This is a genomic window from Marinoscillum furvescens DSM 4134 (genome assembly GCF_003386095.1).
Classification (GTDB): Bacteria; Bacteroidota; Bacteroidia; order Cytophagales; family Cyclobacteriaceae; genus Marinoscillum; species Marinoscillum furvescens.
This window is the reverse complement of record NZ_QREG01000002.1, coordinates 154,369-168,293: the sequence shown is the minus strand read 5'-3', so window position 1 is coordinate 168,293 and position 13,925 is coordinate 154,369. Positions and strand designations below refer to the sequence as shown.

13 protein-coding genes are annotated in these 13,925 nt (G+C 46.6%); 7 read left to right on the top strand and 6 right to left on the bottom strand.

Translation table 11 applies throughout. The features are described 5' to 3' along the window. Positions 1–783 precede the first annotated feature (783 nt). The 5 genes from C7460_RS03210 to C7460_RS03190 all read left to right on the top strand — a co-directional run bounded on the left by C7460_RS03210 (position 784) and on the right by C7460_RS03190 (position 4,235). Entirely contained in the window at positions 784–1,494 is a 711-nt protein-coding gene (locus C7460_RS03210) for an SIMPL domain-containing protein (protein ID WP_115866636.1), read from the top strand. A gap of 199 nt (positions 1,495–1,693) precedes the next feature. Continuing rightward, positions 1,694–2,347 carry a hypothetical protein gene (locus C7460_RS03205; RefSeq protein WP_115866635.1) on the top strand — a complete coding sequence of 218 codons (654 nt, stop codon included), beginning with the start codon at positions 1,694–1,696 and terminating at the stop codon, positions 2,345–2,347. Between the two features lie 220 nt (positions 2,348–2,567). Continuing rightward, on the top strand, positions 2,568–3,056 hold the full coding sequence (locus C7460_RS03200; protein ID WP_170147861.1) for a DUF2628 domain-containing protein: 489 nt from the start codon (positions 2,568–2,570) through the stop codon (positions 3,054–3,056). A gap of 249 nt (positions 3,057–3,305) precedes the next feature. Next, positions 3,306–3,911 carry a DUF998 domain-containing protein gene (locus C7460_RS03195; RefSeq protein ID WP_115866769.1) on the top strand — a complete coding sequence of 202 codons (606 nt, stop codon included), beginning with the start codon at positions 3,306–3,308 and terminating at the stop codon, positions 3,909–3,911. 120 nt (positions 3,912–4,031) lie between these two features. Then, positions 4,032–4,235, top strand: a complete 204-nt coding sequence (locus C7460_RS03190; RefSeq protein WP_115866633.1) for a hypothetical protein — start codon at positions 4,032–4,034, stop codon at positions 4,233–4,235. Between the two features lie 60 nt (positions 4,236–4,295). On the opposite strand, the gene C7460_RS03185 is transcribed toward C7460_RS03190, so the two are convergent. The 6 genes from C7460_RS03185 to C7460_RS03160 all read right to left on the bottom strand — a co-directional run bounded on the left by C7460_RS03185 (position 4,296) and on the right by C7460_RS03160 (position 8,927). Then, positions 4,296–4,772 carry a hypothetical protein gene (locus C7460_RS03185; RefSeq protein ID WP_115866632.1) on the bottom strand — a complete coding sequence of 159 codons (477 nt, stop codon included), beginning with the start codon at positions 4,770–4,772 and terminating at the stop codon, positions 4,296–4,298. A 27-nt stretch (positions 4,773–4,799) separates the two neighbouring features. Next, complete coding sequence (locus tag C7460_RS03180; RefSeq protein ID WP_115866631.1) at positions 4,800–5,792, bottom strand: LLM class flavin-dependent oxidoreductase; 993 nt, start codon at positions 5,790–5,792, stop codon at positions 4,800–4,802. 104 nt (positions 5,793–5,896) lie between these two features. Next, a complete protein-coding gene (locus C7460_RS03175) occupies positions 5,897–6,109 on the bottom strand; it encodes an RNA-binding S4 domain-containing protein (RefSeq protein WP_115866630.1) in 213 nt (70 codons plus the stop codon). A gap of 29 nt (positions 6,110–6,138) precedes the next feature. Beyond that, the gene (era, locus tag C7460_RS03170; protein ID WP_115866629.1) at positions 6,139–7,023 is read right to left on the bottom strand and encodes a GTPase Era; all 885 of its coding nucleotides are present in this window, start codon (positions 7,021–7,023) and stop codon (positions 6,139–6,141) included. Between the two features lie 553 nt (positions 7,024–7,576). After that, positions 7,577–8,314, bottom strand: coding sequence for an AraC family transcriptional regulator (locus tag C7460_RS03165; RefSeq protein WP_115866628.1), 738 nt, complete (start codon positions 8,312–8,314; stop codon positions 7,577–7,579). 142 nt (positions 8,315–8,456) lie between these two features. Continuing rightward, a complete protein-coding gene (locus C7460_RS03160) occupies positions 8,457–8,927 on the bottom strand; it encodes a helix-turn-helix domain-containing protein (RefSeq protein ID WP_115866627.1) in 471 nt (156 codons plus the stop codon). A 317-nt stretch (positions 8,928–9,244) separates the two neighbouring features. Between C7460_RS03160 and C7460_RS03155 the strand changes: the two genes are divergently transcribed. Together C7460_RS03155 and C7460_RS03150 are read left to right on the top strand one after the other, a co-directional pair. Further along, a complete protein-coding gene (locus tag C7460_RS03155) occupies positions 9,245–12,442 on the top strand; it encodes a SusC/RagA family TonB-linked outer membrane protein (RefSeq protein ID WP_115866626.1) in 3,198 nt (1,065 codons plus the stop codon). An 8-nt stretch (positions 12,443–12,450) separates the two neighbouring features. Then, positions 12,451–13,923, top strand: a complete 1,473-nt coding sequence (locus C7460_RS03150) for a SusD/RagB family nutrient-binding outer membrane lipoprotein (RefSeq protein ID WP_115866625.1) — start codon at positions 12,451–12,453, stop codon at positions 13,921–13,923. The last annotated feature ends 2 nt before the right edge of the window (positions 13,924–13,925 follow it).

Sequence of the window (13,925 nt, the reverse complement as noted above, 5' to 3'; positions counted from 1 at the left end):
CTGGGAATTTTTGCTCTCGCTTATGTGATCAAATTATACAAAGCCCATGACAATAGATAAAAATGAATGCGCCTACTTTCTTCGTAGAAAATAAGAAGACAGTCGAAGCGTCCTGGTCTTTGGCCTGTGTGGACGCACTCATTTTATCAAGGCGTCATAGATAATAACTCTTCATGGCGCAGATATTTATAAGGTTCACTGGAACGCACTCAGATTATGACAATATTGATGCGAATACGATTTGAATTGATGAATATTAAAGAGATCAAACAGACGAAGATTATGAACTGGCCTTAGCCAGGCTGGAAGAAATATTTCATGCGCCCGCCGACACTAAAGAAGGCGATGAGGCAGAGGTGCTTTCTATACTCATAGAAAAGTATGAAGATGATCACTATCCGATTGCAAGCCCTGATCCAATTGAAGCTATCAAATTCAGAATGGAACAGCTGGACATGAAAAAGAAGGATTTGGCAGAGATAATTGGATATAAGAGTCGTGTCACAGAAGTATTGACTCGCAAAAGAAAGTTGACACTTAAAATGATCCGGAACTTACACGAGAAACTCAAAATTCCATACGAGTCGTTATTAACGGAATACTGAAGTTTTCGTTTACGCATATATCCTAAGCAAAATATTTTAGGAGTTGTTCATTAGCCGAACCGGCCAGACCTACCTTCACTCACCTGTTGTTTTAACACCTAAAAGAAAACCCCGGGTTACCAGTTCATGGTTATTGGTATTAATCAAATAAATATTAAAATAATACCATAAATTAACTATGAAACACACCGCCATTCTTTTACTCATCATTTTACCGTTTATTGTTCAGGCCCAGTTTGAAGGGCGATCGATCACCGTCTATGGCTCTGCCACCACAGAGGTAGCACCGGATGAGATTTACCTACATGTACACTTTGCGCGCTATGAGCGGCTCAAGCAAGAGGAGCTGGAGGAGCGACAGGCAGCCATCGCTCGTGTGCTGCAGTCCTGGAAAATCAAGGAGGAAGACATTGCCATACTGGAGATAGACGCTTCTCGCGGCAGCTACAGTGGCAATGGCAACAAGGTACGCTTGTCCAAAAGCATAGAGATTCGCAGAAACACACCCGATGGGCTTACCGACCTGATGCTGGATCTGCTAGAGGCAGGTGTAGCCACGGTGGAGATCGCCAAGTTGGAGTACACCAGTCTGGACAGCATGAAGCTGGAAGTGACCAAAATGGCCATGCACAATGCGCGTAAGAAAGCAGAGATCATGGCAGCCAGTCAGGGTGAAGCGCTCGGTCAGACCATCCTCATTCGAGAAAGTGAAAACAGCCAGCCATACGAGTCATATTCCACAGACCCCATGGTGATCAGGAGAGGGCTAGAGTATACCGGAGCAGTCAGCCGTGCAGTGAGCAGTGCCGATGTGCCAGAGGGATTACGCAAAATTCCCGTGACCGTGGATGTGAAAGTGATCTATGCGCTAGAGCACCCCAATGGGTAGGAGGGGAGCTTTATAAGGTACTGTCACTCCTTGTGAATTAGCCGATGGCCCCTGCTGGAGTTGTCTCCAGCAGGCCACAATTACCGACATATTGCATTAAGTGGTTTGGCACGACTTCAAAATCTGGTAGTTTAGTGGGGAGCAATGCCGGTATGGTGTATGTATGCATTATGCATGGTTGTTACCCACATAGATCAAAATGAAAATACAGCTACATAATATATTGATCGTTCTATACTTTACGATTGTTACATTCTCATGTAACAATATAGAATCAAAAGTATCAAATGATGAGATTGAAAAGCCTGATTTAGTATATGAAGGTTCTAAAACCGAAAAAGATGTAATCCTTGTTTCTGACATACAAAGTATCGGACCGGCCTTAGAAAGTTCAAGTATTGGTATTGACCCTTTAATGGATAATTGGGCAAATCTTCCATTATTAACGGATACCCTTATGATGAAACTAAAATTTGATTACTCTGATGGGAATCCCATTAAATTACACTCCTATAAAATATCTAATGATAGCTTGTTCTTCATAATAACAGTTCATGAGTTTGTAGATATGGAAAAAGCTAGCCATGTAGGCAAATTGACTGTCATAAAAAACAATAAGCTATTAGGAACCATTGATGTAGCATCATTTAGTGAGTTATATTCACAACGAATATCATATTCGATTTTTGATTCAGATAAAAAGTTAAGATATCAACTTCAAGTTTACCCTGAACCAGAAGAAGTTGGGGAATTAAATACGACTATAGACTCTATTTTGATTTTAACCAAATTCATAGATCTTGAAACACTGTCTATTCTAGAATCCTCAGAAAACTGGGAAGAATTAAATTAAATAAAGTGGGTAACAAATACCAAAAGACGCTGATAGGGCATATGTCTCAGCGCTTTCTACTTTTCTTTCTGCCACTCGGAAAAATGATTGTGGAACGTGCTGCATTTGAACCGTTGTGAGTTGGAACCAGAATTGCTACTTTAGTGCCATTAATAAAGCTCGGGCCACACAGCATTTTACCTGAGCGTTAGAGAGCGTACAATCATACCGCCAAATGAGCATGAAACATTCTGAAGAACACTACAAACTCTACTTTGGGAAAAAGGCAGACTACTATTTAGACGTAGTGAAGGATTTTGAATCTGGCAAGAAAGTGGTTTTTAACATTTTCTCATTCTTTTTTGGACTATTTTGGATGCTATACAGAAAACTCTATATTCCAATTTTAGTCGTCGCAATTCTTCTTTTTGTTGAAGTTATCATCGAACAATTGATTTTAACGGCAATGAACGCCTCAAGTGGAACGGAGACATTAGTTGACAGGCTATCAATGATTGCTTGGGGAACTCTTTTGGGCTTGTTCGGAAATCGAATTTATATAGGACAGGCTAATCGAAAAATTACCAAAATCAAATCGTTGAACCTTTCCGAAGAAGAAACTAATAAAAAAATTGAAATATCTGGTGGGACGACCTTACTTCCACATCTAATTATCGTAGTGCTAATTATCATCCTAATAATTCTTGGGCAACAAGGCTATTTTGAATAAACGCTCTCCAATAATATGTATGAAGGCATGTGCATGAGTGCTTTCTACATTCTGCATCGGAACTCGACCGTTTCGTAAGCCCGCCAAGATAATTTTATACTGCTTGGCGACTCTCGCAGGAGTTTTTCATCGTTCTTGGTGCGACGCATTCTGATACTTTGGAAGCACTGGCAGATACTCTATTTTAGTATGCCATGAGACCTTAGATATCCAAAATTGATGGGGCAGAGGTCATACAAAGGAAAGATTATGAAGCAATTAGCAAGAGTAGTAGGCACAGTCGGACTCTCATCAGTCATTATCCTGGTGACTTCACTGCTTGTATTTGGCTTTGCGAATGACAACTTTAGTTTCTTAAACGATTTCATTAGTGAACTGGGCGCTAGGGGAGAGCCTTACGCATTTTGGTTTAATCTGGTTACTTTCGTGTTGGTTGGTTTGCTGCTTTTTGTATTTGGTCTTAGCTATGGACTTTTACTGAATGACAAGGTTTTGTCTTTTCTGCTATCACTGTTTGGATTAGGGTTTGGCTTTACGGCCATACCTGTTGATTTACAATTGGCAGATGCTCCTGTATCCAAGGCACACGTCCTTGCTATCTGTCTGGGGTTGGCATTTTGGATGTTTGGCCTCTCACGTCTGGGGTATAGCCAAAGAATAGCAAAAAGGACTAGAAATATGGCTAATTGCTCCGCAGTATTCCTGTTGATTGCAATAATCGGATTCGTGCTGGGAGCCTGGTCAATGCCCATTACTCACCGCTTGATTTTTGCTGTAGTGTTTGGGTGGATAGCTATCACGTCAGTACAATTGATCATTTCTGAAAAGCATATTACACCTAAGCGTTCTGTTTAGGTCTTTCAGTCTACACGAGCCACGGGTAGCTTAGTTGGGGTGCAGTGCCGGTATGAAGCATTGTACTCAGTTGTTAGAGTCGACATATCTCAACAGCATAGAATTCGTTAACTTTATATCATGACGATCGAACAGAAAAAGATATCGCTTATCAACTGGATTACGAACTTGGAAGATGAAGTAATCCTGGATCAAATTGCAGGTATACAGAAATTATCATTGGATGACCTTCCACCAGCAATTGTTGAGCTATTGAGTATCGCTGATGCAGAACCGGAAGAGAACCTGACTACCCATACTTCTGTCCGAGATATTCTGAAATGAAAGAAGTTCGTTGGACTGAAACTGCCTCCATCCACTCACTCAAAAGCCCCTACACCACACTCACTCTTTCAACCGCTCCAGCTCCAGCCCGAAATCATGTTGTAGGTCTTCGGGAAGTTTTTTGAGGAGCTTTTCAATAGCTTGTAGCTGGCGGATGTACAGGTTTTTGAGCACCGTGCTGCGGTTGATACTCGGCGAAAAGGCTTTCATCTGCTCGCAGAAATAGAGAAGGAGTTCCACTTCAGTATCTTTGCGCTGGCTATAGCGGATGTACTTTTTGGTGTTGCGAAGAATTTTGCGGATGCTCTTTTTGATGAAGTAATAGCTTGTGGTATTGATGTCGGCAAAGTCCTCTTCTATGTCCAGCTTGACCATGCGCACATAGCCTGCCTCATCACCAGCTTCGTAGAGCAGATAGGTGAGGAGCTCCTTGTTTTCTTTTTTAAACTTCGCCAGCCGGAGGCATAGCTCGCGCAGTTCTTCGGTTGACTTGAGTGCAAGCTCGCGTTTGATTTCACTGATGGTTGCTGGTTTCATAGGTTCAGGTTTTCCCGCAAGGCAATGTTAAGCTTCCCGAAAGGATTCTGCGATCAATTCAAACGATTTTAGCCGATCTTCCTTCGGGCAAGCCATGTTGGTGAGCATGAGTTCGTCGGCCTCAAACTTTTCCGCCAATGCGGTGAGCTGAGTTTTTACCTCATGGGGTGTGCCGGATACCACCCGGCCCTGATGCTTGCCCAGTATGTCCTGCTCGCGCTGGGTAAACTCATACGCCATGATCTCCTCATAAGGATGTGCCGTGTGCATGTCGCCCCGGTTCATTTGCAAAAACATAAAATCTACGTATTTGCGCATCGCTGCTGCTTTTTCAGATGTTTCACCACACAGGGCTACGATGGAGAGCATCACACGTGGTTGCTCAAAAGCCGCTGATGGTTGAAACTCGTTTTTATAGGTCTCCACAATAGACGGGTGAGCAAAGCCATTGATGAAGCGGGCTACGGCCAGTCCATGGCCAAGTTTGGCGGCTATGGAGCTACTGCCCCCACTGGAGCTAAGGATCCACTGCTCCGGAGTACCTGGAGCCTGAGGCATGGCGTAGATGGGGCCTTTGTCGGTGCCTATGCTATCGGTGAAAAAGTGACCCAGGTGCTGAAGCTGCTGCAAGTAATCGGCCTCCTGGAAGGTATTAGCGGGGTTGAGCAGGCGGGCGGCGATCTGATCACCACCAGGAGCGCGTCCCATGCCCAGATCTATGCGTCCGGGGTATAGGGTTTCCAGCATGCGGAAATCTTCCGCCACCTTGTAAGCACTATGGTTGGGGAGCATGATGCCGCCAGACCCTATACGTATGGACTGGCTATGAGCCGCCAGGTAGGCCATCAGGACAGGGGGCGTGCTGCCGGCTACTCGTGGCGAGTTGTGGTGTTCGGATACCCAAAAGCGCCTGTAGCCTAGTCGCTCTCCTAGTTGGAGTGTCTCCAGCGTTTCTTGTAGTGCGTCGGTAGAGGTGTAGCTGTGGTGGACGATGGACTGATCCAGTATGCCGAGTTGCATAGTATTTTAGTTAGACTTCATCTACCTAACGAAGCATAAAGTAAAGAGTTGGTAAAATAAAGGATTGTCCCTGCAAAAGGAAAGAAGCATTCGACTTGTCCCAATCAAGCAACCGTGGCTTCCTGACCATTGAAGCTGATGCGATCACCGGTACGAACTTTTTTGCGGACTCGCGTTTCTACTTCATCGTTTACCGTTACCAGGCCTTCCGAGATGTGTATTTTGGCTTCTCCGCCGGAACCTACCCAGTTGAGGACCTTGAGCAGGTCATTGAGTTGGATATAGTCTTCATCGGGTCTGAGGGTAAATTTTTCCATAAGGGCAAAGTTAACAGTCGGCAGGTGATTTAGTAGCCAAATCGCTTGAGCTTAAGCTCATTGTTTCTCCAGTCTTTTTCTACTTTCACCATGGTCTCCAGGTGTATTTGTTTGCCAAAAAACTCCTCCAGGTCCTTGCGTGCTGCAATGCCCAGGTTTTTGATGGCTTCCCCTTTTTTGCCAATGATGATGCCTTTTTGGCTATTGCGTTCCACATAGATTTCGGCCGATATGCGGATGATCTGTTCATCTTCTTTGAAGGAAGACACCACCACCTCAGAGCTGTAGGGGATCTCCTGCTTGTACTGCATAAAGATCTTTTCGCGAATGATCTCAGAAGTGATAAACCGCTCCGATTTGTCGGTAAGCTCATCTTCAGGGAAGTAGGGTGGGTGGTTGGGCAGGTGCGAAAGGATTTGCTCCTCCAGCTCGGCCAGTCCCATTTTTTCCAATGCGGATACGGCGATAGGCTCCACCCAGGGAAGCTGTTCTTTCCAGTAGGTGATTTTATCCGTAAGCTGAGAGCCTTTGTTGAGATCCACTTTGTTGATCACAAAGAGCACAGGCACCCCGGATTTTTTGGCCATTTCGACCCAGGTATTGTCCTGGTGTTTTTCGCCCAGCTCCACCATGTAGAGGATCACGTCGGCATCTTCCAGTGAGCGCTTCACGAAAGTCATCATGCGTTCATGGAGCGGATAGCTGGGGTCTAGCGTGCCCGGCGTATCGGAGTAGACGATCTGGTGGTCGTCGGTGGTGATGATCCCAAATATCCGGTGACGGGTAGTCTGGGCACGCTTGCTGATGATGGATAGTTTTTCGCCGGTGAGGGCATTCATCAGGGTGGACTTGCCCACGTTGGGTTTGCCCATGATCGTTACAAATCCTGCCTTAAAATTGTTGCTGTCATTCATTTGGGGTGCAAGTTCGCAAAATCTGAGCAAACCTGCACCCAGTACCTGTTAAAGCGTAAACCCATAAGTTTGATTATTAATCTCGGTTAAAGCTTGTCAATAACTGTGCACATCTTCTTAACGGTCATGGATCAACTCAGAAACTTGGAGAGAACAGGATTTACAGAAAGACGGGCCTTAGTTCATTTTAGGTTTTCCGATTGGAAATCAGGTTACAAATAAATATTGTCTGAGCATTTGCTCAACATAAAAATCTTTTTGGGAACGAAAATGCGAGTTTATTTATTTGCTGATTTTCAATTGGAAAAGCGTTAAGAAATGAACTCAGCCCTTGATTTTTGCTCCTTTTCATCAAAGGAAAAGGAGGGGTGAAATACTCCATAACATGCTTTGTTGAAAGCTATTAGCAACGAGTGAGGGTAGAGCCTTACTGATAAAGTTACTATTGAACTTTCTAAAGCAAGTATAAAGAAATAGTGTTTGATTCACGATCATCAAACGCTGTACCAGCTCGAAACCAGGGGCAAGTTGGCAAACCTGCACCCAGTACCTGTTAAAGCGTGAACCCATAAGTTTTGATAAAGTCTCTTGGACGGCTATCCATGAAATAGCGAAAATCTTTGATCAGGTGAGATTGGTCGTAGTAGCCAGATTTAAAAGTGAGTTGTGTGAGGTTGAGCGTATCCTGATACTGCCGATAGTAGTTGATGAAATTTTGCATTTTTTCCACTTTGCAAAACTCCTTTGGCGTCAGTCCCACGTGTTTGAAAAAATGCTGCTCCAAAAATGACTTGCTCACTTCCAGCAGCGTTAGGAGTTCTTTCACCTTGATCTCGCCTCGAGTGTCGCGGGCATAAAAAACCGCCTGCTGGATCACCGCATCCTCTGCCAGGGTGGAGTCTGCTACCAGCTCCACAGTAAATCGCTGCAGCTCACCGGCATCTTTGAGTTGCAGGTCCAAAATGTGGATCAGATCGCGCTCTTCCAGTTCATTATCTCCAAATACCATTCGGGAGAGTTCCGGGTGCACTTTTACAGAGACATAGGAGAGGTTTTCGGCATAGAGGATCACTCCCTTGCTGCGGCAGGCAGAGATCATCACCTGGCCGGTGTCCAGTGTGAGCTCACGCACAGAGCCAATCATCCGGCGTGTAATTGGGCTCCCTGTACATAGTAGAAGTTCTACGTAGTTGTCTGGAAAAAGCGCTACGCGTTTTGGCTGGCCAGCATAGTGAAACTGGTTGATGGATGCCACAGGTGTGGACTTTGAAGCTAGTTGAGGAAAAATCATAGTCCTGAGTTTTTTCCTCTTTAAGACGGATCGGTTGGCTGTTTACCTATGTATTTTGGCCTGCTGATGTAAACAAACCGGATGATTAAGTAAACATTCGTGATTGTTTACAACCTTTTTAGGTCGGCAACTAAGGGTTTTGCTAAGTGGCTTGTTTTACTTGTCTTCGAAACTCCGTGGGTGAGGTTCCGGTTACCCGTTTGAAGGCTTTGTAAAAAGACACCTTGTTAGCAAACCCGACCATTTCGGCGATAGCATCGACGGTAAAGTGGCTGTGGCTGTCATCGGTTAGGAGGCATTTGGCTTCTTTGATACGCCAGCGATTGATGTAGGCGTTGAAATTTTCACAAGCGATGGTGTTGATGGCCGAGGATACTTCCCGCTCAGAGAGATGAACCCCCCGGGCCACCCGATCCAGTTTTAGGGCCGGGTCCAGAAAACGCTTATCGCTCTTTATCCAGTGATCAATTTTCCGAAAGGCCGCCTCTTTTTCATTGAGCAGCTCTACTTCATCTGCGATGATTACAGGCTTTCGTTTTCTCAATAGAAATACCAGTAGTCCTCCGGCAAGCAGGAGTGATGTAAGTAAAAATAATATTCCGCTAAAATCCATTTCGCAAACAAAATAAGCCCTCAATATCAACTTCGACCAAATTCTTTTTTACAAGTTTTCGGTTTGCACTCTTTTTTACAATTCCTTCGGCAGCATAAACCCTTACTTCGTGGTACCTCTTTATATTTAACTGTTTTGAAATAAGGCCACTTGTCTTTGTCAGTGGTCTTATTTGTTTGTAGGTGGTTATTCACATCGGATGCTTCTCCTGTCGTTCGTTACCCTTATCCCCTGAGGCCTTCTTTTTTACAATTATTCGATTTTTCTCTCCCCTAAGATTACACTGATAAATACAGTGTTAAACCAAATCATAATCTATGAGAAAACTACTACTACTGGCATGTACCCTCATGCTGTCGGGCATCTTGTATGCTCAGGAACGTACCGTTTCCGGGAAAGTAGTGGGCGACGATGGCGAAGCCCTTCCTGGAGTAAACGTGGTGATAAAGGGATCTACTCAGGGGACCATTACAGACCTGGACGGAAACTACCGGCTGGCTGTACCCGCTGATATAGACCCGGTTATTGTTTTTTCCTTTATTGGCATGCAAGCCAAAGAGGTGGAGCTCGGTCAGCGCTCTGTGTTGGATGTTACGCTGGAGCAGGACGTGCAGCAGCTCACAGAGGTGGTGGTGACCGCTTTTGGAGTGGAGCGTGACAAAAAAGCGCTGGGTTATGCCGTGCAGGAGTTCAACTCCGACGAGCTCACCAAAAGTCAGGAGCGTAGTGTGATCAATTCCTTGCAGGGAAAAGTAGCAGGGGTGCAGATCACAGGCGCATCCGGGGCACCGGGAGCCAGTACCAACATCGTCTTGCGGGGCACATCTTCGCTCACAGGTAGCAATCAGGCCTTGTTTGTGGTGGATGGCGTGCCCATCAACAACGTGCAAAACAACAGTGGCGGGGTGCTTACCGGAGCTGTAGATGGTGGAAATAGCGCCAATGACATCAACCCCGAAGACATCAAATCCATTTCCATACTGAAAGGCGCCTCAGCAGCGGCGCTCTATGGGTCTCGGGCTGCAAATGGCGTGGTGATCATCACCACAAAGAAAGGAGCCAATACCGGCGGCCAGGTGAGTGTGGATTACAACACCTCACTGACTTATGAGCGCGTGCTGATGCTGCCCGAGTTGCAAAACGAGTTTGGCCAGGGGCAGCAAGGAGACAACCTGGGATTTCTGAACGATCAGGAGAGCTGGGGAGATCGGTTTGATGGCTCCGAGCGACCCTATGGTATAGCGATAGGCGATCCGAGTAGCCCGTTTTTCAATACCCAACGCACCAAGATCTATGAGGCATTGCCGGACAATATTCGGGAGTTTTGGAAGATCGGAAGGACCTGGCAAAACAGCGTCGCATTGAGTGGAGGTAGCGAAAATGCTTCCTTCAGGCTCTCGCTTTCGGACCTTAGCCAAAGTGGCGTGGTGCCCAATGCCGAGCTGAGGCGGAACACAGTTGCCCTATCGGGTTCCACCAAAGTGAATGATAAGCTGGATTTTACCGGAAGTGTCAACTACATCAAGCAAAACAGCGACCTGGCCATCAACGGGCAGGGTGGGGAGTCTCCCTACAATCAGGTGCTACAGACCAGCCGCTCGATGAGTATCATCGAGCAGCGAGACCTATCCAATCCGTACAACAGTGTGGATTGGTTCTATACGCCGTTTATCCAAAATCCATATTACAACCTGTTCAACGACTCCTATGTGAAAAACATGGACCGGATCTATGGCAGTTTTGCAATCAACTACAAACCTGTAGAAAACCTCACCCTGACCACACGTGTCGGCTCTGATGTGATCTCTGATGACCGCAAGCGCGTAAAGGAGCGTAGGATTGCCTCGGCCATTAGCCCGAATGGATCTGCAGATGAGCCGGGCTTTATCCGCGATGAAGCCTATACTGATCGGCAGCTGGATGCCAACTTCATAGCAAGCTATAATTATGACATCAATCAGGACTTTAATGTGAATGCGCTGGTTGGCTACAATTTCAATCAAAGAGATGGTAGAGATTTCACCGCTTCGGTGGATCAGACGTCCATTCCTGATTTCAACAACATCAGTAATGGGGCGGTAAACCCGACTGTAACAGAAACGAGCTACAAGCGCCGGCTGATGGGCGTTTATGGACAGCTAGATGTATCCTTTAGAAATTTCGTCTTTTTGGGAGCCACCTATCGCAACGACTGGTCTTCTACCTTGCCACTGGAGAATAATTCATTTGGATATCCTGGAGTAAATACGAGTATTGTACTTACGGATGCTTTTGATTTTGGAATTAGCGATATCCTGTCGTTTTGGAAGATCCGAGCGAGTTATGCAGAGGTGGGTAATGATGCGCCTACCTACCTGACGTCCTCGGTGTTTTTTGCACCGCAAGGCACGACCAATGCCATTCAGGGCAATTTCGGAAGGGTGGACTTTCCGATCAACGGAGTGCCTGGATTTACGGAAGGTAACCGCATAGGCAATCCGGGTTTGAAACCTGAGCTCAGCAAGGAATATGAAGTGGGAACGGATCTGCGACTCTTTAATGGACGCATCAATCTGGACATGGCCTACTTCCACAAAACCTCTCAGGATCAGATCGTGATCGCACAGGCTGCACCCTCTTCTGGGTTTTCCTCACAGGTCATCAATGCAGGAACGATCGAAAACAAAGGGTGGGAAGTTCTTTTGGCTACCACGCCAATCAAAATCAATGACTTCTCCTGGGGCTTGTCGGTCAACTATACCAAGATCAATAATATGATCACAGATTTGCCCTCAGGGGAAATCACGATAGGTACCGGCCTGCTCAACTATCAGCTGAAGGCTATCGAAGGGCAGCCCTATGGGGTGTTTGAAGCGCCTACTGCGCTGCGCACCGATGATGGTAGGCTGATTGTAGACGGCAATGGACTCCCACAGCAGGCACCAGATCCTGCCAGGTTTGGTACCGTGCAGCCAGATTGGCTAGGGGGCATTACTACCACACTGAGGTACAAAAGCCTGACGTTTTCTGCAACGATAGACCACCGGCAGGGAGGGAAAGTTTACTCACGTACCATTGGTCAGATCTACTTCAATGGCACCGCTGTGGAAACGGGATTCAATAACAGGGAGCGCTTTATTATCCCGTTTTCTGTAGTGGATGATGGCGAAGGCAATTTTGTGCCCAATACTTCCGTGCTCACCTATAGCAGTAACAATATCCGGCAGTACTGGAATCAGATCAATAACTATGGCGAATACCTGATCATCGACGGCACGTTTACCAAGTTGCGGGAGATGACTTTGTCTTACCGGCTGCCCAAGGCCCTGCTGGCTCAGGTGCCGTTCAAGGAGGTCAATGTCAGCGTATTTGGCAGAAACCTGTGGATTCATACCCCGGATGACAATACCTACATAGACCCGGAAGTCAATTCCTTCACAGGGGGCAACCAAAATGTAGGAAACCTAACCGGTTTTGAGTTTGGAACGGTGCCAAGCACCAGTACCTACGGCATCCGTTTGCGAATCACCCTTTAAATGAAATCATGATGAAAAAGATATATTTCAAAGCACTATTGGTTTTGGCATTGATAGGAGGGAGTACGAGTGCATGTGATGATGCACTGGATATCAATGAGTCTCCAAACAGTCCTTCGGGATCTACTACGGCCTTTACTTTGCCGGTGGCTCAAACCACCCTTGCATACATGCTCAACCTCGACCTTGGTATCATGACTGGTTTTTTGAGTCAGTATTGGACCCAGGCTTATCAGGCAGCACAGTATCAGGTCTATGATCAGTATAACTACAATGGAAATCAAACGTCTACGGCCTGGCTGCATGCTTATGCGTGGGTGTTGGAGGACCTCAACTATGTAGAGCAGAAAGCTCTGGAAGATGGTACGCCCAACTATGCGGCTATTGCCAGGCTGCTCTCGGTGTATACTTATCAGGTCATTGTGGATGTCTGGGATAGCGCCCCATATTCGGAAGCGCTCGGAGGCAAAAGCGGCAACCTTAATCCGGTGTATGAAGATGGACAGACCATCTATGACGGCCTGATTGCGGATATCGACGAGGCACTGGAGTTGATCAACCCCGGAGCGATGGCCATCACCCCTGGAGCAGATGACTTTCTGTATGGAGGCGATATGGCGGCATGGGTACGCTTTGCCAACACTCTCAAGCTGCGCATCTATATGCGCCAGTCTGAAGCCCGACCTTCAGTGGCAGAGCAGGGAATCGATGCCCTCTACGCCGCAGGAGCGGAGTTTGTAGGACTTGGTGATGATGCCATGGTGCCCTTCCCCGGAGGGTCCAACAATGAAAACCCGCTCTATAGAGGTGAGATCTCCCCGAATGGGCTGGGGGGTGTCAACCTTAATGGAAGTGCGGCGATCATTCAGCGGTTGGTAGATAACAATGATCCACGAGTGGATTTCTTCTTCGATCCGGCAGAAACAGGAACGTTTGCAGGCGCTCAGGTAGGCATCCCACAAGGGGAAGGTACCACGCAGCTAGGCAGTCAGCCACAGACCGACAATTCAGTGCCTAGTAGCACAAATGTCATTGCGCCAAATTCACCTGTTTACCTGATGACGGCCTCCGAAAGTTTGTTTTTGCAGGCTGAAGCGGCAGAGCGCGGCTGGGGTACGGGAGATGCCGAGCAACTTTATAATGCCGCAGTTACCGAGTCATTTCGGTTTACCGGATTTGCTGCGGATGCAAATTCCTTCTTGAATGGAGCCTATGAATATCCCGCCACCAGTGCGGAACGGCTGGAAACCATCGCTACTCAGAAGTGGTATGCCCTCTGTGGTATCATGAATGTAGAAGCGTGGGCGGAGCTCCGAAGAGCCGATTACCTGGACCTTTCACCATCGGTGGCAGGTACGGGAGCTTCACTCAATGGAAGCACTTTTCCGCAAAGGGCACTCTATCCGTCTTCCGAAATCTCAACGAACACCAACTCATTGCCCAATGGCAACATCGGTGATCCAGTATGGTGGAATAAATAACT